The following is a 22,360-nucleotide window of genomic DNA, read 5'->3' as shown; positions in this document are numbered from 1 at the left end:
TTGCCTGCCAGGGCCTGGCCGGGCCTGGCCGAGCCCGCTCGGGAGTCGGCCGGCCCGGAGCGGCCGGGCCGGCCGGATTTCCGCTGCTACGGGGCCGGTTGCTGCTGGGTGACGCAGTGGATGCCGCCGCCGCCCGCTCCGATGTAGTCGATGTTCAGCTGCTCGATGGTGCGGCCCGGGAAGAGGCGGGCCAGGGTGGTCCTGGCGGCGGCGTCGGCGCTGGTGTCGCCGAACTGCGCCGAGATCACCGCGCCGTTGCAGACGTAGTAGTTGGCGTAGGAGCCGACGAAGTCGGGGTTGGTCGACCGGATGCGGTTGTAGTTGGGGCCCTGGATCTTGCTGACCGCGATGGCCGCCCCCTGCGCGTCGGTGGCGGTGGAGAGGGTCTGGTACTGCTGGCGCTCGTCGTTGGACCAGATGTCGGTGTCGCTCGACAGCGGCATCTGAACGGCGGCGGTCCCGGCACCGAGGAACCGGGAGGTGGCGTCGACGTGGTCGTCGGTGATGTCCTGGCCCGAGATGCCGGTGAACCAGATCACCTCGGAGGCGCCGTAGGCCGCGCACAGGGCCGACTCGATCTGGGCCTGTGACAGATCGGGGTTCCGGTCGCTGTTGATGATGCTGCTCCGGGTGGCCATCAGGGTGCCGGCCGCGTCGGTCTCGACGGCTCCTCCCTCGCAGACGAGCCCGGCGGCGGTGAAGGGGACGCCCAGGTAGGCCGCGACGTGCTGGGCGACCAGGGCGTCGTTCTGGTGCGGGTTCTGCTTGTTGCCCCAACCGTTGAAGTTGAGGCCGACGGCGTCGAGGCCGCCCGCTCCGTCGGTGCGGAAGATCGGGCCGGTGTCGCGCATCCAGCAGTCGTCGACCGGGATCGAGCTGATGACCGTGACGGCCGAGCCGCACATCGAGCGGGCCTTGGCGGCGCTCGCCGGGTTGGCGCACATGATGACCGGCTCGTACTTCGCGATGGTCTTGGCGACCAGCGCGATGTTCGACTGGACGCCGCTGAGTTGGTTGCGCCAGATGCTGGTGCTGTCCGGCCAGGCCATCCAGGTCCGGGTGTGGCGCAGGGTGTCCAGCGGGACGACGTAGCCCGTCGCGCCGGCCCGGCCCACCCTGCCTGCCGTGCCTGCCGCGCTTGCCGTGCCTGCCGCGCCCGTCGCGGGAGTTGCGGAAATCGCGGGAGCCGCCCGGCCCGCGGCGGCGGCCGGCCCGCGGCGCTGGGCGGCCACCGCCCGGCCGCCGGTCGCGGTGGTGACCGCGACGCCCGCCGCGGCGAGGCCCGCGGCCGTCAGGAATCCGCGTCTGCCGACCCCGGCGCGCGGCCGGGGGTCCACGTGCTCGTTCATCTCTGCCTCCAGTCAACTGTCCGCGACATCACCGCGGTTGACGGTGAACATAAAACTGACCAAGCGCTCGGTCAATACCCCTCGCAGCGATTCGCCCACGATCGGAGCGGGGCCCGCCGGCCGGCGGCCGCGGGCTCGTTAGAGTGGCGCCATGGCCGCACGCGCGCAGGACGCCACCACCGCGACTCCCGCAGACCCTCCCGTCGGCCCGCCGCGCCCGGCCGGCCGGGCGCGGGCCTCGGCCAAGGGTGAGCAGACCCGCGCGCGCCTGGTCGCGGCGGCCAGGACCCTGCTGGCCAGCGCGGGCGGCGAGCGCTTCACGACCCGCAACGTGGCCGCGATGTGCGGGATTTCGCACGGCATGTGCCACTATCACTTCGCGGACCGGACCGATCTGATCGTGGCGGTCGTCGAGGACATCCGGCCCGAGTGGATCGCGCCGCTGGAGGCGGCCGTCGACGCTCCCGGCACGTTCGCCGAGCGCGCCGAGCGGGTCCTCGCGCTGCTGACCCAGCCCGAGGGCGCCGACCTGGCCCGGCTGCACTCCGCGCTGCACTGGTTCGCCCTGCACGACGACCGCGTGCGGGTCGCCCTGGAGGCGGAGTACCGCCGCTGGCGGGCCTGCTTCATCGCACTGTTCGAGGTGCTGGCCCAGGAGCGCGGCGACGGCATCGACCCGCGGCCCCTGGGTGAGGCCGTCGCCGGGGCGGTCGACGGGCTGGCGGCGATCCGGTCCCTGGATCCTCAGCTCGACGCCGCCGCCGCGCTCCGGGGCCTGGTTCGCGCGCTGGCGGCGGGCGGCTGAGCCCCGCGACCGCTGACGGTCACGTGTGCCCGGCCGGCTCGGCAGGCGCCTCCTGGAGCGCGCGCCGGGCCGCCGCGATGCGCCGCGGGTCCCAGCCCGGCCGTGGCACGGAGTCCAGCAGCAGGCGCGTGTAGGGGTGCCGGGGTTCGGCCAGCACCTCGCCGGTGGGCCCCTCCTCGACGATCCCGCCGTGCCGCATGACGATGACGTCGTCGGTGACGCAGCGGACCACGCCGAGGTCGTGGGTGATGAAGAGGTAGCCGATGCCGGTCTCTTCGCGGATGTCGGCGAGCAGGTTGAGGACCTGCGCCTGCACGGAGACGTCCAGGGCCGCGACCGCCTCGTCCAGGACCATGACCGCGGGTTCGACGGCCAGGGCGCGGGCGATGGCGACGCGCTGGCGCTGGCCGCCGGAGAGTTGGCGGGGCAGCGCGCTCGCGGCCCGGGAGCCGAGGCCGACCTGGTCGAGGAGTTCGGTGATCCGGCGGGCGTGGTCCTGCTCGGGGAAGTGCAGCCGCAGGGTCTCGCGCAGCGCCGCCCCGACGCTGGTGCGCGGGTCCAGGGAGAGGTAGGGGTCCTGGAAGACCATCTGGACCTGGCGGGCCCGCGCCAGGCGTTGGGCCTTGCCCCGGGCTCGCTCGGTACGGTCGCGCCCGTGCAGCAGCACCTTTCCGGCGTCGGCGCGCTCCAGGCCGACGATGATCCGGGCGGTGGTGGTCTTGCCGGAGCCCGACTCCCCGACGATCCCGAGGGATCCGCCCGCGGCGAGCGCGAAGGAGACGTCGTCGACGGCACGGAAGGTGCCGTACGTCCTGTGCAGGCCGCTGACTTCGAGCACGGTGTCAGGCATCGGCGGCACCCTCCGCGAGGTGGTCACTGTGGTGGCACGCGGACAGGTGGTCGGGCACGCCCGGCGCGGCCTGCGGCTGCGGCACCTCGGTGCTGCAGACGGCGGTCGCGAAGCGGCACCGCGGGGCGAACGGGCACCCCGCCAACTCGTGCCGCAGGTCGGGTGGTTGACCCTCGATGGCGGCGAGCCTGCCGCCGGGGGCCGCCAGGTGCGGGGTGGCCGCGAGCAGCGCCAGGGTGTAGGGGTGGCGGGGCTCGGCGAAGAGGGGGCCGACCGGGCCCGTCTCCACGATCCGTCCCGCGTACATCACGTAGACCCGGTCGCTGATGGCCGCGGCGAGGCCGAGGTCGTGGGTGACGAAGAGCAGCGCGGTGCCGAAGCGCTCCTTCAACTCACCGATCAGCGAGACCACTTCCGCCTGACTGGTGACGTCCAGCGCGGTGGTGGGCTCGTCGGCCAGCAGCAGCACCGGGTCGCCCATCAGCGCGGCGGCGATCATCACGCGCTGCAGCATGCCGCCGGAGAGCTGCCCGGGGTAGCGGCGCAGGACCGCGGCGTCGAGGCCGACGGCCTCCAGGAGTTCGGCGGCGCGGTGGGTGGCGCCGTCCTCGTCCATGGTGCCGGCCAGGCGCACGCTCTCGGTGAGGAAGTCGCCGACCCGGCGCAGCGGGTTGATGGCCGCCCGCGGGTCCTGGAAGATCATCGCGGCCCGGCCGGTGCGCAGCGCGCGCAGTTCCCGCGGGTTCAGGGCCAGTACGTTCTCCCCCGCGACGTGGACCTCGCCCGCCGTCCGGGCGCCCTTCGGGAGGAGGCTGAGCACGGATCGCGAGGTCATGGTCTTGCCGGAACCGGATTCGCCGACCAGGGCGACGGTCTCGCCGGCCGCGATGTGCAGGTCGACGCCGTCGAGCACGGGCCGGGCGGTGTCCGGCAGGCGCAGGCTCAGGTTCCTGATGTCGAGGGTGCGGGTCATCGGTCCCTCCGGGCGACCTGGTCGGCCCAGCGTTCGCCGACGACGTTGAAGGCGACGACGGTCAGCACGATCGCCAGGCAGGGCAGGATCGCGGAGAGCGGGTAGCCGCGTTGGATGGCGGTCTGGCCGTCGAAGACCATCCGGCCCCAGTCGGGGGTCAGCGCGGGGACGCCGAGTCCGAGGTAGGAGAGGCCCGCGAGGTCGATCAGGGCGTAGCCGAAGTTGATGGTGGACTGGGCGAGCACGACGGGCGCGATGTTGGGGATGACGTGCCGCAGGCAGATCTGCAGGGAGGAGTGGCCCTGGACCTGGTACGCGGCGATGTGGGGGCGCTCGCGCTCGGCCAGCACGAGCGAGCGGGTCAGCCGGGAGACGTAGGGCAGGTAGGCGATGGCCAGGGCGATCACCGGGGCGAGCAGTCCCTCGCCGTAGACCGTGGCGATCAGGATCGCGAGCAGCAGGCCGGGGAAGGCGAAGACGAGTTCGGTGCTGCGCGAGAGCACGGAGTCCAGCCAGCCGCCGCGCCAGCCGGCGGCCACGCCGACCGCCACACCGGCGAGGGTGGAGAAGACGACGACGCCGAGCGGGCCGATCAGCGAGGTGCGGGCGCCCAGCAGCAACCGGGAGAGGGTGTCGCGGCCGGCGGAGTCGACGCCGAGCAGGTGGTCGGCGGACGGCCCGGCGAGCAGGTTGCCGAGGTCGACCGAGTTCGGGTCGCCCGGGGCGATCCACGGCGCGAGCAGCGCCGCCAGGACGACCAGGACGGCGAAGCCGAGGCAGGCCAGGTGGAGCGGCTGCCGGGTGGCCCGGATGCGGCCGAGACCGGGCCTGCGGGTGAGGGCGGTGGTCATGCGGTGGACCTCCGGGCGCCGAGGGTGACCGTGGGATCGACCAGCGGGAAGAGCAGGTCGATGACGAGGTTCACGGTCATGAACAGCCCGACGATGAGCAGGGAGATGGCCTGGACCGTGGGGAAGTCCTTGGTGGTGGTGGCGAGTTCGAGGAGCTGTCCGATGCCGCCGATGCTGAACGCGGACTCCACCAGCACGGTGCAGATGATCAGGGTGGAGACGATCAGGCCGCCGGTGGTGAGCACCGTGCCCAGCGCGTTGCGGAACACGTGGCGCCAGATCACCTGCCGCTCCGGGACGCCGCGGCTGCGGGCGACGGTGACGTGCTCGCGCCCCAGTTGTTCGAGCATGGCGGCGCGGGTGACCCGGGCGAGCATGCCGATCAGGTAGAGGGCCAGGGCGATCGCGGGCAGCGTGAGGTGCCAGATCATGTCTCCCAGGCCCTGGCCGCCCCCGCCGGTGGGGAACCAGCCCAGGCACACCGAGAACAGCCCCTGGAGCAGGATGGCGGCGACGAAGGACGGGGTGCCGACAGCGACGGTGGTGGTGACCAGGATCGTCGAGTCGACGGCCCCGGCGCGCACCGCGCCGATCCAGCCGAGCGCCAGGCCCGCCGCGACCACCAGGACCAGTGCCATCGCGACCAGCAGCAGGGTGCTGGGCAGCCGGTCGGCGAGCAGCTTGGAGACGTCGGTGCGGTACTCGATCGAGCGCCCGAAGTCGCCGTGCAGGATCTGGCCGAGCCAGCGGAAGTAGCGCTCGAAGAACGGGTCGTTGAGGTGGTACTCGTTGTTGATCGCCGTCAGGGCGGCCGGTGAGGCCGAGCGCCCGGAGAGCAGGAAGCTCGCCGGATCACCCGGTGCCAGGTACATCGCGCCGAAGATCACGAAGGAGGCGCCGAGCAGGGTGGCGGCCATCTCCAGCAGCCGGCGGACGGCGAATCTCGCGAACGTCACTTGGCCGCCCCCACGTCGGCCGCCCACGGGTAGTACATGTAGGAGATCGTGGTCGGGGCGCCGGTGATCCGCTTGTTCAGGAAGACCGAGGTCGGCCACTCCGCGACCGGGATCCAGAGCACCTGGTCGGCGGCCTTCTGGTTCAGCCGGGCCTCGATGGCCAGCCGCTGGGCCGGGTCGTAGGTGCCCACGGCCTGCTCGACGAGGTCGTCGTAGCCCTTGTCGCTGTAGCCGGCGTAGTTCTGGTAGGCGCCGGTCTGGAAGTTGGTGAGCAGGTCCATCGGGTCGGTGATGGACAGGTAGTAGGTCTCGGGGAACATGTCGATCCCCTGGCGCGCCTTGGGGTCGGTGAAGAGCGCGGTGAAGGCGTCCGGGGCGATCGTCCTCAGCTTGATGTCCAGCCCGATCCTGGTGCCCGCCGACTGCACGGCCGTGGCCAGCAGCGAGACGTCCTGGCCGATCGAACTGGTGGCCATGGTGAGGGTCTTGCCGGTCGCGCCGGCGTCCTTGACCAGCTGGGTCGCCTGGGCGATGTCCTGCGCGGTGGGCTGGAGGCCGCCGAGGGCCGTCGTCCGCGTCGCGTCGTCCGCCGCGGCCCAGGCCGCCTTGGCGGTCAGCGAGGTGGTCGCGGTGCCGTTGCCGCCGAGGCCCGAGTTGACGAACCCGGTGCGGTCGATCGCCAGGGAGAGCGCCTTGCGCACCCGGACGTCGCCGAGCGGGCCCTGCATGTTGGTGACGTTGACGTTGACGGTGCTCAGGCCCTCACCGAAGTAGAGGGTGCCGGCGCTGCTGCTCCTCAGGCGGGCGTAGCTCTCGGTGGGGATCAGGTAGCCGCCGTCCACCTCGCCGGTGAGCAGGGCGTTGGTGCGGGCGGAGGCGTCGGTGAGGAACTCGAAGAGGACCTTCTTCGACCTGGCCCTGGTGCCCCAGTAGTCGTCGAAGCGGTCCAGCTCGATCGACTGGCCCTTGGTCCAGGTGCCGAGCTGGTACGGGCCGGTGCAGTCGAGGCTGCCGCTGGTGCCGTAGTCCTTGCCCGCCGCCCGCACGCCCCGCTCACCGGCGACCACGCCGGCGGCGGTGGCCATGTACTGCGGGAACTGGGAGTCGGGGGTCTTGAGCTTGACGGTGACCTGCAGCGGCCCGGTTTTGGCGATCGACCCGACGTTCTGGAAGACGTTCGCCCACGCGCCGCCGTTGGCGGGGTCCATCTGCCGGTCCAGGCTGAACACCGCGTCGTCCGCCGTCATCACGCTGCCGTCGTGGAACTTCACGCCGGGACGCAGGTCGAAGACCCAGGTGGTGGGGTCGGGGTTGGTGGCCTTCTCCGCCAGGCCCGGCTCCTCCCCCAGCTGCGGCGTCCAGCGCATCAGGCTCTCGCAGACGTTGGAGAGGATGGTGTTCTGCGGGTAGTCGAAGGCCTGGAGGTAGTCCAGGGTCGGCGGTTCGGCGTAGAGGGCCCAGCTGAACGAGTCGAGGTCGCCCTTCGCGGGCGGGGTGGTGGCCGACAGCGCGTAGGCGTTCGGGCCGGCGAGGCCGCCGGCCGGCGGCGGGCCGGAGCAGGCGGCGACCAGGGCGAGGGCGCTCAGGGCCGAGGCTGCCAGGGTGAGGCCGCTGGCGCGCCTCCCGCGTCTTCCCGGGCGCGGCGGGGTGGGGGGCATCGGCGCTTCCTTTCGGTGTCCGGTGAGGGGGGTCCGGTGAGGGTCCGGTAGGAGGGGGTCCGGGGCGTTCCCGGGGCGTTCCGGGGGGAGCGGGTGTCAGGCGCTGGTGCGGCCGGCCGGGACCTGCTGGGTGATGCAGTGGACGCCGCCCCCGCCGAAGGCGATGACGCGGGCCCGCACGCCGACGACCTCGCGGCCCGGGTAGGCGCGGGCGAGCACGGCCAGCGCGCCCTCGTCCTCGGGATGGTCCGCGACGGGGACGACCACGCCGCCGTTGGCGAGGTAGAAGTTCAGGTAGCCGACCTCGGTCCGCTTGCCGTCGACCTCGACCCAGGCGGCCTGCGGGAGGTCGACGATCTCGAACGGGCGGCCCTGGGCGTCGGTCGAGTGCTCCAGGACGGCGCGGTTGGCGCGCATCCGCGCGTAGTCGGGGTGCTCGGGATCGGCCGGCAGCTGGACGACGACCTTGCCCGGGGCCACGAAGGCGCAGACGCCGTCCACGTGGCCGTCCGTCTCGGTGTCCAGCAGTCCGCCGTAGGGCAGCCAGACGACCTTGGTGACACCGAGCCGTGCCTTCAGCTCGGCCTCGATCTCCTCGCGGCTCATCCCCGGGTTGCGGTTGGGGTGCAGCAGGCACTGCTCGGTAGTGATCAAGGTGCCCTCGCCGTCGACGGTGATCGCACCGCCTTCGAGGATCATCTCGGAGCGGACCACCGGAAGTCCGAGGTGCTCCAGGAGCAGCGCGCTCACCTCGTCGTCGGCGTCCCACGGGTGGTGCTTGCGGCCCCAGGAGTTGAACCTGAAGTCCACGCCGGCGCGGTGGCCGTCCTCGTCGCGGACGAAGATCGGGGCACTGTCGCGGAACCAGGAGTCGTCCATCGGCAGCTCCACGACCGTGACGCCCTCGCCGCACCGCTCGCGGGCCTCGTCGCCGTGGCCGGGCGGCGCCGCCATGGTGACCGGCTCGAACCGCGCGATGGCGCGGGCGACCTCGGCGTACTCGTGCTTGACCTCGTCGAGGGTGTCACCCCAGAGTTCCGGCCGGACCGGCCAGGCCATCAGGCAGCCCTCGTGTTCGGTCCATTCGGCAGGCATGCGGAAAGTCACGGCAACCTCTTCCTCTTCGGAGCTCCGGGGGTCAGCGAGTGGCGCGGGCCGGGCGGGGGCCGGGGGCGCGGGCTGGTCCGGGGTCGGTGTGCCCCGCATCCTTCACCGAACTGAAAATTCAGTCAAGCCTTCGGTGCTCACAGACCCGCACCGCGCCCCGCGATCGGAACGATCACCCGTGCCGGCCGGCAGGTGCTGGCGGCCGAGGCCGCGATCATCAGGGGAAATCCGCGGCAACCCCTCCGAGGTCTCCCTGACATATCAGTCAGGAAAATTGCCCATCCGGGCTCACCGCCCGCTAGGATCAGCGCTCATGTCGGACCGTCGGACAGAGATACTCAAGGCAGCCACCCGCGTGATCGCGCGGCGCGGCGTGCGCGGACTGCGCGTGGGCGAGCTGGCGGCGGAGGCGGGGGTGTCGACCTCGCTGATCTACTACCACTTCACCGACCGCGCCGGCACGCTCCGCAGGACCCTCGAGTTCATCAGCGACCGCGCCGACCGCTACACCGCCGAGCGGAGTCCCGGAACGCTCCCCGACGACGCCCGGGCCGATCTGGAGCAGATCCTGCTGCTCGAACTCCAGGACACCCCCGAGGTGCGGGAGAACAGCACCGCCTGGGGAGAGCTGCGTGCCAGCGCGGTCTTCGAGCCCGACCTGCGCGAGGACCTGGCGAAGTCCACCCACACCTGGGTCCACGAGATCGCCGACCTGCTCGCCCGCGCCGACCCGCTGGGCACCGCCCCGGCGCACGCGGCCGCCGCCGAACGCCTGACGGCCCTGGTCGAGGGCCTCAGCGTCCGCTGGCTCAGCGGCTCGCTGCCGCTGGACCACGCCCGGCACCTGCTCGAAGGCGCCATCGACGCCGAGCTGGGCCGCGGTTGAGCCTCCGGTCCCGAGAGCCCGCGGCTCGTCCCGCGCTGGGCCGGCAGCCCCTGGCATTCCGGTCAGTGCGGCACCCGGCGGTCGCGTAGGGTGTCGGACCATGGCAGGTCGTAGAACAGCAATCATGGAGGCCGCCGCGCGCGTGATCGCGCGGCGCGGGGTCCGCGGGCTTCGGGTGGAGGAGCTCGCCGCGGAGGCCGGCGTGTCCACCGCGCTGATCTACTACCACTTCAAGGACCGCACGGGGATCCTCCGCCAGACCCTCGAATTCATCAGCGACCGCGCCGAGCGCTACACCAGGCAGCGGGCGGCGGGCAGCGAACCCCTCAGCGCCCGCGAGGAGTTGGAACAGGCGCTGCTGCTGGAGCTGCAGGACACCCCCGAGGTGCGGGAGAACAGCACCGCCTGGGGAGAGCTGCGCGCCAGCGCGGTCTTCGAGACCGAGCTGCGCGAGGACCTGGCCAGGGCCACCCTCGTCTGGATCCAGGAGGTCGCCGAGATCCTCGGGCGGATCCAGCCCATGGGGTCGGCGGTGGCGCTGGCCGGCGCGGCCGAGCGGCTCACCGCCCTGCTGGAGGGGCTGAGCGTGCGCTGGCTCAGCGGCGGCCTGCCCGTGGACCACGCCCGGGACCTGATGGCCGCCGCCATCGACGCCGAGGTGGCGCGACTGCGCCCGTAGGCGCCCGCGGCCTGCGCGGCCGCACCCGCACCCGCACCCGCCACAGCGCCCTTCTCGCCCCGCCTCGCGCCTCGGCCCGCCACAGCCCGCCTCGGCCCGTCCGGGGCTTCACACGCAGACCTGCCTCCAGAAACTTGACTGACTTTTCAGTCAATGCGACAGTGGGTCGCGCAGCCGGGCCCGGCAGGTCCGGAGCAGCCTCCGACCCGCCACCGCGGCGCAGCCGCGTCAAGCCCGCGCAGAGCGCACCGCCGCACCGCCGCACCACCGTGATGCGGCCAGGTGGCGCCCGCCGACCGGTCCCCCGCGGATCCGGGCATTCGCCGAGTCGCGCGGGCCGGAGCCATACTCGAACTGGAGATCCCATGAGTGACCCGCACGCGCGCCCCTCGCTCGGTGAGCGCCTCTTCGGCGCCGCACCCTCCCGCCGCGCCCTGCTCGGCACCGCGGGACTGGGCGCGGTCGGCCTCGCCCTCGGCTCCCAGGTCCTCGCCGGCTCCACGGCGTTCGCCGCCGACGGTGCGGCACCGCGGGCCCGGGTGCCCTCGGACGACGTCCCGCACACCCGGACCTGGATGTCCTGGCCGTCGCGCAAGTCGGTCTGGGGCCGCCAACTGGGCGGGGTGCAGGACGACATCGCGCTGATCGCCCGCACGATCGCGCGCTACGAACCCGTGGTCATGTGCGCACCGGACGACTACTCGGTCCGCGAGGCCCAGGACGCCTGCGGCCCCAGTGTGTCCGTGATCGGCTCGATCCCGACGGACGACCTGTGGATGCGCGACATCGCCCCGGTCTTCCGGCGGGACGGCCGCGGCGGACTCCAGGCCGTCGGACTCAACTTCAACGGCTGGGGCAGGAAGCAGGTCCACACCGATGACGCCCACGTCGCCGAGAACGTCGCGCACCTGACCGGTCTGCCCTTCGTCCGCGCCGACTTCGTCGGTGAGGGCGGCGGCATCGAGACGGACGGCGACGGCACGGTCATGGCCACCGAGAGCAGCCTGGTCAACAAGAACCGCAACCGCGGCTGGAGCCGCGACGAGGTCGAGGCGGCCGTGCTCGACGCGTACGGCGCGGACAGGATGATCTGGGTGCCCGGCATCAAGGGCAAGGACATCACCGACGACCACATCGACGTCACCTCCCGCTTCGTGCGCCCGGGCGTGGTGCTGGTCCAGCTGCCGCCGGACGACCGCGACGACGCCTGGGCGCGGGACGCGCGCGAGCAGTTCGCCGTGCTGAGCGGGGCGACCGACGCGCGCGGGCGCCGACTGCGGGTCATCCGCGTCGACGGCCCGGACACCGTGCGCTCACGACGCTCCGACTTCGTCGACTCGTACCTGAACTTCCATGTCGTCAACGGCGCCGTCATCGCCGCCCAGTTCGGCGACGCCTACAAGGACGCGGCCGCCAAGCGGACCCTGGAAGCGGCCTTCCCCGGCCGTGAGGTCATCCAGCTCGACGTGGACCGCCTGATGGCGGGCGGTGGCGGCATCCACTGCTCGACGATGCAGGAACCGCTCCCCTAACACCACGTGAGCCGCTAACACCACGTGAGCCGCCCGCAGCCGGTGCCGGCCCCGCGCCTTCGACGGCGGCGGTGCCGGGCCCTCCCCCGTACGCGCTCCACCTGCCACCTCCGGAGAACCACGTGCCCCGCTCACCCCTGTCCCGCCGCACCGTGCTGCGGTCCCTCGCCGGTGCCGGCGTCGTGGCGCTCGGCGCGGCGGCCTGCACCGGACCCGACGACCTGAACGACGCGGCCGACACGCCCGGCGCCGGCGCACCGGCCTCCGGCGGCACGAACGGCACGAGCGGTCCGAGCGGTGCGACGCCCGGGCGCAGGCTCGGCGCCGAGTGGGAGGAGCACGCGCGCACGTTCATGGCGTGGCCCGCGTCGCAGGACGTCTGGGGCGGGCAGCTCGACGCCGTCCGCACGGACATCGCGGGTGTGGCGCGGGCGATCGGGAGCCGGGAGCCGGTGGTCCTGCTGGTGCGGCCCGGTCAGGAGGCCTCGGCGAAGAACGCCTGCGGCTCGGACGTCGAGATCTTCTCCACCCCGGTGGACGACCTGTGGGCGCGCGACACCGTGCCGGTGTTCGTCGAGGAGGCCGGGAAGGTCAAGGGCGTCGACTTCAACTTCAGTGGCTGGGGCGGCAAGCAGCAGCACGCCGACGACGCGGGCGTCGCCCGCGCCGTGCTGGCGAAGTACGGAGTCGAGCGGATCCGGACCCCGCTCGTCGCCGAGGGCGGCTCCTTCGAGAGCGACGGCCAGGGCACCCTGCTGGTCACCGAGAGCTCGGTCGTCAACGACAACCGCAACCCCGGCAGGAGCCGCGACCAGGTCGAGGAGGAGCTCAAGCGGGCCCTGGGCGTGACCAAGGTGGTCTGGCTGGCCGGCGTACGCGGCAAGGACATCACCAACGCGCACGTGGACTGCCTGGCCCGGTTCGCCGCCCCCGGCGTCGTCCTGCTGGACCAGGCCTTCCCCGGCCTGCCGGCGGACGTCTGGTCGCGCTCGGCCGACCAGGCCCGGTCCGTCCTGGCGGACGCCACCGACGCGACCGGCAGCAAGCTACGGGTCATCGAGATCCCGCAGCCGGACCCCGACCGGATCACCGGTCGTGGCGACGCCTTCGTCTCCTCGTACCTGAACTTCTACATCGGCGACAAGGGCGTCTACCTACCGCTGTTCGGCGACCCGAAGGCCGACGACCAGGCGCAGCAGATCCTCAAGGACCACGTCCCGAACCGCGAGATCGTCCCGATCCGGATCGACACCATCGCCTCCGGCGGCGGCGGCATCCACTGCTCCACCCACGACCAGCCCGCCGGCTGACCGGTCCCCGCGCACCAACCGCCACCACAGACGAGGAGTTGGGCCGATGAGCCCTCATGGCTTCCACAGCGCGCGCAAGGGCCTGGAGTCACCGTGCAGCTGACCCCGACCGAGCGCGACCGGCTGCTGCTCTTCACCGCCGCCGAGCTCGCCCGCGCCCGCCGCGCCCGCGGCGTGCGGCTCAACGTGCCCGAGGCCACCGCGCTGATCGCGGACACCGCCTGCGAGGCGGCCCGGGACGGCCTGCGGCTGGCCGAGGCGATCGAGCGCGCCCGCTCCGTGCTCGGCCCCCAGGACGTCCTGCCGGGTGTGCCGGACCTCGTCACCGAGGTGAACGTCGAGGCGGTGTTCGCCGACGGCACCCGGCTGGCGGTGATCGCCGACCCGTTCGGTGGCGGCGGCAGCCTGGGCGAGGCCGCGCCCGGTGCCGTCCTCTCCGGCAGCGACGTGCCGTACGTGCCGCGGCCGGTCCGCACGGTGACGGTCCGCAACACGGCGACCGTGCCGGTGAGCGTGACCTCCCACTTCCACTTCTTCGAGGCCAACCCCCGCCTCGACTTCGACCGGGCCGCCGCCTACGGCATGCGGCTCGCCGCGCCCGCCGGCGCGTCCACCCGCTTCGACCCGGACGCCGTGGTCGAGGTCGCGTTGGTGCCGATCGGCGGCGCCCGCGTCGCGATCGGCTTCGCCGGGCTGGTCGACGGCCCGCTGGACGCCCCGGGCGCCAAGCAGCGGGCGCTGCGCAGCGCCGCCGCGTGCGGCTACCTCGGTGCCGATGCCGATGCCGGTGCCGATGCCGAGGAACAGGCCGACGAAGAGCCCGGCGCACAGCCCGATGAGCAGTCCGATGAGCAGGAGGACCAGCGGTGAGCAGCACGATCGAACCGCACGAGTACGCCGCCGTGCACGGTCCGCGAGCCGGTGACCGGGTGCGGCTCGGCGACTCCGGCCTGGTGGTGCGGGTGGAGTCCGACTCGCAGCTGCCGGGCGAGGAGTTCCTGGTGGGCTTCGGCAAGACCGCCCGCGACGGCCTGCACCTGAAGGCCGCCACCGTCCGCTCGACCTGCGACGTGGTGATCAGCAACGTGCTGGTGATCGACGCGGTGCAGGGCATCCGCAAGACCTCGATCGGCATCCGCGAGGGCCGGATCGCCGCGATCGGCCGGGCCGGCAACCCGGACACGCTGGACGGCGTCGAGGTGGTGGTCGGCACCGGCACCACGATCGTCTCCGGCGAGGGGCTGATCGCCACCGCCGGTGCCATCGACACCCACGTGCACCTGATGTCGCCGCGGATCATGGAGGCCTCGCTCGCCTCCGGTGTCACGACGATCATCGGCCAGGAGATCGGCCCCGCCTGGGGGGTCGGCGTCAACTCGCCCTGGGCGCTGCGGCACGCCTTCAACGCCTTCGACGCCTGGCCGGTCAACATCGGCTTCCTGGGCCGCGGTTCCTCCTCCGACCCGGGCCCGCTGGTCGAGGCGCTGGCCGAGGGCGGTGCCAGCGGCTTCAAGGTGCACGAGGACATGGGCGCCCACACCCGCGCGCTGGACACCGCGCTGCGGGTCGCCGAGGAGTACGACGTCCAGGTCGCCCTGCACACCGACGGGTTGAACGAGTGCCTCTCGGTCGAGGACACCCTCGCGGTGCTGGAGGGCCGCACCATCCACGCCTTCCACATCGAGGGCTGCGGCGGCGGCCACGTACCCAACGTCCTCAAGATGGCCGGCGTCGCCAACGTGATCGGCTCCTCCACCAACCCCACCCTCCCCTTCGGCCGGGACGCGGTCGCCGAGCACTACGGCATGATCGTCTCCGTCCACGGCCTGAAGACCGATCTGCCGGGCGACGCCGCGCTGGCCCGCGACCGCATCCGCGCCGGGACCATGGGCGCCGAGGACGTCCTGCACGACCTGGGCGTCATCGGCATCACCTCCTCCGACGCCCAGGGCATGGGCCGGGCCGGCGAGACCGTGCGCCGCACCTTCGCCGTGGCGGGCAAGATGAAGGCCGAGTTCGGACCCATGGAGGGCGACGGACCTGACGCGGACAACGCCCGCGTGCTGCGCTACATCGCCAAACTCACCATCAACCCGGCCATCGCCCACGGCCTCGCGCACGAGGTCGGCTCGATCGAGGTCGGCAAGCTCGCCGACCTCGTGCTCTGGCGGCCCGCGTTCTTCGGCGCGAAGCCGCAGCTGGTGCTCAAGGCCGGCTTCCCCGCCTACGGCGTGACGGGCGATCCGAACGCGGCCACCGAGGCCTGCGAACCACTCGTCCTCGGGCCGCTGTTCGGCGCGCACGGCGCGACGGCCGCCGACCTGTCGGTCGCGTTCGTCAGCCGCGCCGCGGCCGAGTCCGGATCGTTCGGCCGCCCCTACGACGCCATGGCCACCCGGCGCCGCCGGGTCGCGGTCGGGGGAACGCGGGGAATCGGCCCGGCGGACATGGTCCGCAACGCCCGCCTGGGCGACGTCCAGGTCGATCCCCGCGACGGCCTGGTGACCCTCGACGGCAGCCCGGTCCGCTCCGAACCGGCGCAGACCGTGCCGCTCAGCCGCCTCTACTTCCTCTGACGGCGCGGCAGGCGCTGACGGAGCGGCAGGCGCCGGCGGCGCTGACGGAGCTGACAGAGCTGACAGAGCGGCAGGCGCTCACGAGGCCGACGCCGAGGGGCCCGGGGCCACCGGCTGCTGCTGCGTCGCGCAGTGGATGCCCCCGCCCCCGGCGGCGATCGCGTTGATCGACAACTGCACGACCTTCCGCCCCGGGTGGAGGTCGGCCAGGGTCGCAGCCGCGTGGTCGTCCGCGCTCTGATCGCCGAACATCGGCGCGATCACACCGCCGTTGACCACGTAGAAATTGAGGTAGGTGGCGAGGAAGTCCTTGCCCTGGCCCTCGATCGCGCTGGAGTCGGGCTCGGTCAGCTCGACGACCCGGAGCCTGCGCCCCTTCGCGTCGGTCGCCGCGCCGAGGATCTGCAGCGCCTGGTCGGAGGCCTGGGTCCAGATGTCCGGCGGGGTGTCCGCCGCCGGCCGGTGGAGGACGACCACGCCCGGCTCGGCGAACCTGGCCAGCGCGTCGATGTGACAGTCGGTGATGTCCTGGCCGGCCACCCCCGGGATCCAGATGACCTTGGAGACACCCAGCAGCTGCTTCAGATCCGCCTCGATCTGATCGCGGGACTTGCCCGGGTTCCGGTTGGCGTTGACCCAGGAGCTCTCCGTGGCCATCAGCGTGCCTTCGCCGTCGACCTCGATCGCCCCGCCCTCGCCGGTGATCGGTGCCTGGACGCGGACGATCCCGTACTTGTCGAGCAGGTTCCTGGCGACCTGGCTGTCGTTGTCGTGGGTCTGCTTGCCGCCCCAGCCGTTGAAGTTGAGGTCCACGCCGGCCAGGCCCTGCGGCCCCGTCACGAAGGTCGGCCCGGTGTCCCGCGCCCACAGGTCGTCCACCGTCAGCTCGATCACCTCGACCGAGGAGCCGCACATCTGCCGGGCGTCATCAGCCTGGTCGGACCGCGCCATCAGCACCACCGGCTCGAATCCGGCCACCGCCTTCGCCACGTTCGCGATGTCCTGGCGCACCGCGGGCAGCTGACTCCCCCACACCTCCTCCAGCGCCGGCCAGGCCATGAAGGTCCGGACGTGCGGAAGCCACTCGGCGGGCATCGAACGCGCCGTGGCACCCGCGCCCGCGCCCGCGCTCGTCGCCGCCGCTGCCGACGCGGGTGCCGACGCCGACGCGGCTCCGGGTGAGGCTTCGTCACCGCTGGAGCCCGACGAGCACCCTCCGAGCACCGCCAGCGCCGCGCCGGCCGCGCCGGACCGCAGCAGCGTCCGCCGGGACGGATTGCCGATCTCCACGGGCACCTCGGTTCTCCGGGCCGCTCCCCGGCCGACTTCCGCCGCATTCGGCGACATCCTCACAATAGTGACGAAAGGGTCGTGACCGGACTCGCCGCGCACGTCCCTCCGAGGCCCGCGCTCCTGGTCGCCGCGGCACCGTCCGCGCGGCCGGAGCCAGGGGCACGGGCCCTGGCCGCGTCACTGACGGATACGGCGCAGCGCGTCCGGGGTGAGCGCGGCGAGGTCGGGGTAGCCGTCGACCGCCATGGTCAGGTCGGCCTCGGCCAGGATCGAGCGCAGCACGTGCACGATGCCCTCGGCACCGCCCAGCGCGAGCCCGTAGGCGTAGGGGCGGCCGATGCCGACGGCGGTGGCGCCCAGCGCGATGGCCTTCACCGCGTCGGTCCCGCTGCGGATGCCGGAGTCGAAGAGCACGGGCAGGTCGCCGGCCGCCTCCACGACGGCGGGCAGCGCGTCGAGGGCCGGCAGCCCGCCATTGGCCTGGCGCCCGCCGTGGTTGGAGCAGTAGATGCCGTCCACCCCGCCGTCCTTGGCGCGGCGCACGTCCTCGGGATGGCAGAGGCCCTTCACGATCAGCGGCAGCGAGGTGAGCGAACGCAGCCACGGCAGGTCGTCCCAGGTCAGCGCCTTGCCGAAGACCTCCTTCCAGCGCAGGACGGCCGCGCCCGGGTCCTCCCGCGGCGACCGCTCCAACTGGGCCAGGAAGACCGGGTCGCTGGTGTAGTTGGCCAGGCAGTGGCCCCGCAGCTGGGGGAAGTTGCTCGTCGCCAGGTCCCGCGGGCGCCAGCCGGTGACCCAGGTGTCCAGGGTGACCACGACGCCCTTGAACCCGGCCGCCTCGGCGCGCCGCACCAGGCTCTGCGCCAACTCCCGGTCGGTGGGGGTGTAGAGCTGGAAGAAGCCCGGGGTCCCGCCGAACTCCGCGGCGACCGTCTCCATCGGGTCGACGGACAGGGTCGAGGCGACCATCGGGACCACGGTGCGCGCGGCGGCGCGTGCCGTGGCGAGGTCACCGTGCCCGTCCTGGGCGCACACCCCGATGACGCCGACCGGGGCCATGAAGAGCGGCGTCGGCAGCCGCATCCCGAACAGGTCGACCGAGAGGTCGCGCCGCTCGGCCCCGACGAACATCCTCGGCACCAGCCCCCAGTCCTCGAAGGCGGCCACGTTGGCCCGCTGGGTGTGCTCGTTGCCCGCGCCGCCCGCCACGTAGGACCAGACCGACGGCGGCAGCGCGGCCCGCGCCCCCGCCTCCCAGCCGCCGTAGGTCATCGGCAGCGACGGCAGGACCCCGCGCAGGCCGCCGGCGTAGATCTCGTCCTGGTAGGACCCGAACGATCGGCTCATGAGCTGCTCTTCCTCTTCGAACTCTCGCCACTGCGGGCGAACTCGGGACGCTTCGGACTCCGGGCCAGGGGCGCCGGGCCGCCGTCCTCTCCAGAGTGCGATGCTTGGCGGCGGAAGTGACGCGAACGCAGGAATCCCGCTGGAAAGGGCACTTGGGTGCAGGAAGACGCCGCACTGCTGAGCGAGGAGGACCTGGCGCTCGTCCACGCCCTGCAGCTGCGCCCGCGGGCCTCGTGGACGGTGCTCGGCCAGGCGCTCGGGGTGGACCCGGTCACCGTCGCCCGGCGCTGGAGCCGGCTGGCGCGCCGCGGTGAGGCCTGGATCCTGGGCTCGCCCGGCCCGCTGCTCTTCGACCACATCTGCGTGGCCTTCGTGGAGGTCGAGTGCGCCGTCGGCAGCGCCGCCGCCGTGGCCCGGGAGTTGAGCGGCCACGCCCACGCGCTCACCATCGAGCGCCCGGCCGGGAGCCACGACCTCCTGGTGACGGTGTCGACGCGCGACCTGCTCGCCATGTCCCGCTACACCCTCGACCAACTACCCGCCGTGGCAGGCGTGACCGCCGTGCGCACCCGGATCGTGACGCACATGTTCACCGAGGGCGGCAGCTGGCGCATCGCCGCGCTCGACCCCGGCCAGCGCGCCCAACTGGCCGAGCCGCCGGGCGGACCACGCGCCCGCCGGGGGCCGCTGGACATCAGCGCCTTCGACCGGGCGATCCTGGGGCGGCTGGCGGTCGACGGCAGGGCCTCCTACCAGGCGGTGGCCACGGCGCTGGACACCAGCGCCTCCACCGTGAAGCGCCGGATCGACCGGCTCGGCGACCTCGGACTGATCACCTTCCGCTGCGACTTCGCCCGCCCGCTGGGGGGCTGGCCGGTCTCGGTCACCTTCTGGGCGCGGGTACCGCCCGCCGACCTCCCGGAGGTCGGCCAGGCGCTCGTCCGGTACCCGGAGGTCCGCAACTGCGCTGCCATCAGCGGACCGTACAACCTCATCCTGGAGGTGAGCCTGCACTCCCTGCCCGATGTCCTGCGCTTCGAGACGCAGGTGGCGACCAGGCACCCGAGCCTGGACATCGTCGACCGGGCGGTCATCCTGCGCCAGGACAAGCTGCTGGGCCACCTGCTCGATCCGCACGGGCGGTCCCTGGGCGTCGTGCCGGCCGACCTCTGGTCCGCCCCCGGCACCACGACGCGCGAGCACCGCCGAGTCCCGGCCCCCGCCGCCGCGGAGCCACCGGCGGGCGTCCGCTGACCGGGGCGGGGTCGGCGCGGGGTCGGACGCGGGGCCCGGCGCGGGGTCGGACGCGGGGCCCGGCGCGGGGTCGGACGCGGGGCCCGGCGCGGGGTCGGACGCGGGGCCCGGCGCGGGGTCGGACGCGGGTCAGGCACGGGATCAGGCGCGGGATCAGCTGCCGGTGCTCAGGCCGCCGGCTGCCAACCGAGCACGGGGGCGAGTCGGGTGGCGATGTCCGTGAGGATCTGGACGTAGTCCTCGCGGTCGAAGGTGAAGGGCAGCGCGAAGGCGACCTCGTCGACCTCGCGGAACGCCGGGTGGGCGTACAGCAGTTCGGCGATCTCCGCGGAGCCGCCGACGAGGTCGGGGGCGAACATCAGGCGGGCCGGCCCCTGTGGGACGGCGGTGCGCGGCGCCCGCTTGCGCGCGTACTCCTCGTACTTGGCCCGCTGCTCCCGCGTGGCGGTGTCGGTGGGGATCACCACGAGGCCCTGGGACACCCGGGCGCGGTCGCCCTCCGGGTGGGCGGCCCGGAACGCCTTGATCTGCGAGCGCTGGATCTCGGCGAAGTCCTCGGACTCCTCGGCCTTCACCACGCTGCTGGTCAGCAGGTTCATCCCGTGCTCGCCGGCCCACCGCGCCGACCGCAGGCTGCCACCGCCGTACCACAACCGCCGCCCCAGGCCCGGGGCGTGGGGCTGGACGCGGCGGGAGAACACCTCGAAGCCCTCGGTCCCGCCGAAGTCACTGGCCTGCTCGCCCCGGACGAGGTCCAGCAGCCGCTGGACGCGGCCGTAGCCGAAGTCCTCCAGGTCGGCGGTGTCGGGGTAGAGCGCGGACCTGACCCGGTCGTAGTGCATCGGCGGCCCCACGCTGACACCGGGGTTGAGTCGGCCGCCGGAGAGGATGTCGACCGTCGCCAGGTCCTCGGCCAGTCGCAGCGGGTTCTCCCAGCCCAGCGGGATGACCGCCGTGCCCAGCTCGATCCGGCCGGTGCGCTGCGAGGCCGCCGCCAGGACGGCCACCGGCGAGGAGATGCCGAACTGCAGATGGCGGTGGCGCACCCAGACGCTGTCGAAGCCGAGCCGCTCACCCAGCTCGATGAGGTCGAGCGTCGCCTCGTGGCCCCGCCCGGGGTCCTCCTCCTCGAACGACCCGATCGTCAGGAAGCCCAGCTTCCTCAGTGGCTCCGCGGGCAGCGGCACAGGTTCCTCCCTCGTCCGCGGACCGGCCGGGCACGCACCGGACAGGCGGGTGCCGAACTGGCCCGCACCGACAGGCCCGCACCGACAGGCCCGCACCGAACAGGCACGCCCCCGAACAGGCGCGCACGGCAGCCGACTGTAGTCGAGGCGTCGGACCCGGCGGCGCCAAAATCCGCGGGCGGTCCCAGGTGCGCCGGCATCGGCGCAGGTCAGCCCGGGTCGTCCCACCGAGCGGCGGCGCAAGCTGCAATGCCGCCGCAACAACAGCGGGTCACCAGGGCGGGTCACCCGGGCTGTTCACCAGGGCGCCGCCCGACCGGGACCGGCCGGGCGGCGACGACCGTGCGGCCTCAGTCCTCGGGCTTCTCCTCGGGCTTCACCTCACCGTCGACGAACTCGCCGATGGCGGCGAGGACCACGGCCGGCTGCTCCAGGTGCGGGAAGTGCCCGGCCTCGGCGATCGGGCGGAAGGTGGCGTGCGGGAAGGAGTCGGCCAGGGCGCGCTCGTACCCGAGGGGCACGATGCCGTCCTGCTCGCCGGCCAGCACGAGCACCGGGACGGTGACGCGGTGCAGGCGGCCGCGCAGCTTCGGGTCGTGGCCGAGCGGGCCGGCGTAGCGGGCCAGGGTGCTCTGGTTGGCGGCTATGACGGCCTTCTGCTCCTCGCTGAACGCGGCGGCGTCCGGGCGCAGGGCCGGGTTGTGGAAGGCCAGTTCGCTGGTGCGGGCCGGGCCGAGCGCGGCGGGGTCCGCGATGGTGTGCGCGGGCTCGGGGGCGATGCCGGTGGCGCCGATCAGGACCAGGCTCGCGATCCGGTTGCGGGTGTCGCGCAGCGCCATCTCGGCGGCGATCCAGCCGCCGCCCGAGTTGCCGATCACCAGCACCCCGTGCAGCCCGAGCTCGTCGAGCAGGTCGAGGTAGGCGGTGGCCAGGTCGGCGATGCTGTCGGTCTCCTCGGGGCGCGGCGTGCCGTCGAAGCCCGGGTGGGTCGGCAGCAGGACGCGGGCGTACGGGGCCAGGCCGGCGGCGAGGCCGGCGATCGAACGCGGTCCGGCGCCGCCGTGCAGCACCAGCACGCCGGTGCCGTCGGCGTTCTCGCCGAACTCCTGGAGGGTGATGCTCAGGCCGTCGCGCAGGTCGACGGTGCGGGTGGCGGGGGCGGAGTCAGTCATCTGGGTCGACTTCCTGTTCGTGAGGTCGTGGTCGGTGACCGCCGTGGTGGCATAGCGGCCCATCACCTGGGAGATGTGGTGCGGGGTCATCGCGCCACCGGCGGCGATCATGTCGCGCAGGTCCCGGAAGTACTGGACGTACAGGTCCGGGGTGAAGGTGTTGATCATGACCAGCGGCCGGTCGCCCGGATTGGCGAAGGTGTGCGGGGCACCCGGCGGGACCATGACCAGCGTCCCGGCCGGCGCCTCGTGCACGTCGTGGCCGACGGTGAACCTGGCTGTGCCGGAGACCACGTAGAAGCCTTCGTCGTGCTGGGCGTGGCGGTGCTGGGGCGGACCGGCGGTGTGCGGCGGGACGGTGATCTCGGCGACGCCGAGGCGGTGCGCGGTGGTGCCGCCGTCCTCCAGGACGCGGATCCGGGCCTGCCCCAGGTCGATCACCTCACCGCCACCAGGGGTGACGACGGAGACGTGTGATGTCACGGACGGCCCTTCGTGAGAGTTGACTTGCATGACTGTAGTGCGGTCGCGCGAACTCGTGCAAGTGCTCTCTCGTCATTGGAGTCGGCTTGTAC

General features: G+C 73.1%; 19 protein-coding genes and 1 pseudogene. 8 read left to right on the top strand and 12 right to left on the bottom strand.

All coding sequences use genetic code 11. The annotated features are described in order from the left end of the window. Positions 1–86: 86 nt before the first annotated feature. Positions 87–1,349, bottom strand: a complete 1,263-nt coding sequence (locus OG455_RS31965) for an agmatine/peptidylarginine deiminase (protein ID WP_266299719.1) — start codon at positions 1,347–1,349, stop codon at positions 87–89. 151 nt (positions 1,350–1,500) lie between these two features. On the opposite strand from OG455_RS31965, the gene OG455_RS31960 reads away from it, so the two are divergent. Then, complete coding sequence (locus OG455_RS31960; RefSeq protein WP_266299717.1) at positions 1,501–2,154, top strand: TetR/AcrR family transcriptional regulator; 654 nt, start codon at positions 1,501–1,503, stop codon at positions 2,152–2,154. Between the two features lie 19 nt (positions 2,155–2,173). Here the strand turns inward: OG455_RS31960 and OG455_RS31955 are convergent, their stop codons facing one another. The 6 genes from OG455_RS31955 to OG455_RS31930 form a co-directional block, all read right to left on the bottom strand. Then, positions 2,174–3,004, bottom strand: coding sequence for an ABC transporter ATP-binding protein (locus OG455_RS31955; RefSeq protein ID WP_266299715.1), 831 nt, complete (start codon positions 3,002–3,004; stop codon positions 2,174–2,176). Next, complete coding sequence (locus OG455_RS31950) at positions 2,997–3,977, bottom strand: ABC transporter ATP-binding protein (RefSeq protein ID WP_266299713.1); 981 nt, start codon at positions 3,975–3,977, stop codon at positions 2,997–2,999. The genes OG455_RS31955 and OG455_RS31950 overlap by 8 nt, the downstream gene beginning before the upstream one ends. After that, complete coding sequence (locus OG455_RS31945) at positions 3,974–4,828, bottom strand: ABC transporter permease (protein WP_266299711.1); 855 nt, start codon at positions 4,826–4,828, stop codon at positions 3,974–3,976. The genes OG455_RS31950 and OG455_RS31945 overlap by 4 nt, the downstream gene beginning before the upstream one ends. Then, on the bottom strand, positions 4,825–5,784 hold the full coding sequence (locus tag OG455_RS31940; protein WP_266299709.1) for an ABC transporter permease: 960 nt from the start codon (positions 5,782–5,784) through the stop codon (positions 4,825–4,827). The genes OG455_RS31945 and OG455_RS31940 overlap by 4 nt, the downstream gene beginning before the upstream one ends. Then, positions 5,781–7,442 carry an ABC transporter substrate-binding protein gene (locus tag OG455_RS31935; protein WP_266299707.1) on the bottom strand — a complete coding sequence of 554 codons (1,662 nt, stop codon included), beginning with the start codon at positions 7,440–7,442 and terminating at the stop codon, positions 5,781–5,783. The genes OG455_RS31940 and OG455_RS31935 overlap by 4 nt, the downstream gene beginning before the upstream one ends. A gap of 96 nt (positions 7,443–7,538) precedes the next feature. Beyond that, a complete protein-coding gene (locus OG455_RS31930; RefSeq protein WP_266299705.1) occupies positions 7,539–8,537 on the bottom strand; it encodes an agmatine/peptidylarginine deiminase in 999 nt (332 codons plus the stop codon). Between the two features lie 325 nt (positions 8,538–8,862). On the opposite strand from OG455_RS31930, the gene OG455_RS31925 reads away from it, so the two are divergent. The 6 genes from OG455_RS31925 (at position 8,863) to OG455_RS31900 (ending at position 15,532) form a co-directional block, all read left to right on the top strand. Next, entirely contained in the window at positions 8,863–9,435 is a 573-nt protein-coding gene (locus OG455_RS31925) for a TetR/AcrR family transcriptional regulator (protein WP_266299703.1), read from the top strand. 100 nt (positions 9,436–9,535) lie between these two features. After that, positions 9,536–10,114: a TetR/AcrR family transcriptional regulator gene (locus OG455_RS31920; protein WP_266299702.1), complete on the top strand. Its 579-nt coding sequence runs from the start codon at positions 9,536–9,538 to the stop codon at positions 10,112–10,114. Between the two features lie 365 nt (positions 10,115–10,479). After that, the gene (locus OG455_RS31915; RefSeq protein WP_266299701.1) at positions 10,480–11,646 is read left to right on the top strand and encodes an agmatine/peptidylarginine deiminase; all 1,167 of its coding nucleotides are present in this window, start codon (positions 10,480–10,482) and stop codon (positions 11,644–11,646) included. A 122-nt stretch (positions 11,647–11,768) separates the two neighbouring features. Beyond that, complete coding sequence (locus tag OG455_RS31910; protein WP_266299700.1) at positions 11,769–12,956, top strand: agmatine/peptidylarginine deiminase; 1,188 nt, start codon at positions 11,769–11,771, stop codon at positions 12,954–12,956. A gap of 93 nt (positions 12,957–13,049) precedes the next feature. Further along, positions 13,050–13,826 carry an urease subunit gamma gene (gene ureA / locus OG455_RS31905; protein WP_266299698.1) on the top strand — a complete coding sequence of 259 codons (777 nt, stop codon included), beginning with the start codon at positions 13,050–13,052 and terminating at the stop codon, positions 13,824–13,826. Beyond that, positions 13,823–15,532 carry an urease subunit alpha gene (locus OG455_RS31900; protein ID WP_266299696.1) on the top strand — a complete coding sequence of 570 codons (1,710 nt, stop codon included), beginning with the start codon at positions 13,823–13,825 and terminating at the stop codon, positions 15,530–15,532. The genes ureA and OG455_RS31900 overlap by 4 nt, the downstream gene beginning before the upstream one ends. A gap of 78 nt (positions 15,533–15,610) precedes the next feature. On the opposite strand, the gene OG455_RS31895 is transcribed toward OG455_RS31900, so the two are convergent. Together OG455_RS31895 and OG455_RS31890 are read right to left on the bottom strand one after the other, a co-directional pair. After that, positions 15,611–16,828, bottom strand: a complete 1,218-nt coding sequence (locus OG455_RS31895; RefSeq protein WP_266299694.1) for an agmatine deiminase family protein — start codon at positions 16,826–16,828, stop codon at positions 15,611–15,613. Positions 16,829–17,002: 174 nt separating this feature from the next. Beyond that, a complete protein-coding gene (locus OG455_RS31890; protein WP_266299692.1) occupies positions 17,003–18,172 on the bottom strand; it encodes an alpha-hydroxy-acid oxidizing protein in 1,170 nt (389 codons plus the stop codon). Between the two features lie 156 nt (positions 18,173–18,328). Here OG455_RS31890 and OG455_RS31885 point away from each other — a divergent pair, with 156 nt between their 5' ends. Further along, positions 18,329–19,426: an Lrp/AsnC family transcriptional regulator gene (locus tag OG455_RS31885; protein WP_266299690.1), complete on the top strand. Its 1,098-nt coding sequence runs from the start codon at positions 18,329–18,331 to the stop codon at positions 19,424–19,426. A 167-nt stretch (positions 19,427–19,593) separates the two neighbouring features. Here the strand turns inward: OG455_RS31885 and OG455_RS31880 are convergent, their stop codons facing one another. The 3 genes and pseudogenes from OG455_RS31880 to OG455_RS31870 all read right to left on the bottom strand — a co-directional run. Beyond that, positions 19,594–20,613, bottom strand: a complete 1,020-nt coding sequence (locus tag OG455_RS31880) for an LLM class flavin-dependent oxidoreductase (RefSeq protein WP_266299688.1) — start codon at positions 20,611–20,613, stop codon at positions 19,594–19,596. Positions 20,614–20,963: 350 nt separating this feature from the next. Then, on the bottom strand, positions 20,964–21,785 hold the full coding sequence (locus OG455_RS31875) for an alpha/beta fold hydrolase (protein WP_266301031.1): 822 nt from the start codon (positions 21,783–21,785) through the stop codon (positions 20,964–20,966). Between the two features lie 102 nt (positions 21,786–21,887). After that, a pseudogene (locus OG455_RS31870) lies at positions 21,888–22,298 on the bottom strand (cupin domain-containing protein); the annotation flags it as partial. Between the last annotated feature and the right edge of the window lie 62 nt (positions 22,299–22,360).

Source organism: Kitasatospora sp. NBC_01287, assembly GCF_026340565.1.
Lineage (GTDB): Bacteria > Actinomycetota > Actinomycetes > Streptomycetales > Streptomycetaceae > Kitasatospora.
Note: the sequence above shows the minus strand (reverse complement) of the source record. Positions and strands in the feature narration are given on the sequence as shown.

Coding starts and splice junctions, on each gene's coding strand:
- OG455_RS31945 (WP_266299711.1), bottom strand. CDS start 4,828: ATGACCACCGCCCTCACCCGCAGGCCCGGTCTCGGCCGCATCCGGGCC.
- OG455_RS31920 (WP_266299702.1), top strand. CDS start 9,536: ATGGCAGGTCGTAGAACAGCAATCATGGAGGCCGCCGCGCGCGTGATC.
- OG455_RS31930 (WP_266299705.1), bottom strand. CDS start 8,537: ATGCCTGCCGAATGGACCGAACACGAGGGCTGCCTGATGGCCTGGCCG.
- OG455_RS31960 (WP_266299717.1), top strand. CDS start 1,501: ATGGCCGCACGCGCGCAGGACGCCACCACCGCGACTCCCGCAGACCCT.
- OG455_RS31890 (WP_266299692.1), bottom strand. CDS start 18,172: ATGAGCCGATCGTTCGGGTCCTACCAGGACGAGATCTACGCCGGCGGC.
- OG455_RS31875 (WP_266301031.1), bottom strand. CDS start 21,785: ATGACTGACTCCGCCCCCGCCACCCGCACCGTCGACCTGCGCGACGGC.
- OG455_RS31955 (WP_266299715.1), bottom strand. CDS start 3,004: ATGCCTGACACCGTGCTCGAAGTCAGCGGCCTGCACAGGACGTACGGC.
- OG455_RS31950 (WP_266299713.1), bottom strand. CDS start 3,977: ATGACCCGCACCCTCGACATCAGGAACCTGAGCCTGCGCCTGCCGGAC.
- OG455_RS31965 (WP_266299719.1), bottom strand. CDS start 1,349: ATGAACGAGCACGTGGACCCCCGGCCGCGCGCCGGGGTCGGCAGACGC.
- OG455_RS31935 (WP_266299707.1), bottom strand. CDS start 7,442: ATGCCCCCCACCCCGCCGCGCCCGGGAAGACGCGGGAGGCGCGCCAGC.
- OG455_RS31915 (WP_266299701.1), top strand. CDS start 10,480: ATGAGTGACCCGCACGCGCGCCCCTCGCTCGGTGAGCGCCTCTTCGGC.
- OG455_RS31925 (WP_266299703.1), top strand. CDS start 8,863: ATGTCGGACCGTCGGACAGAGATACTCAAGGCAGCCACCCGCGTGATC.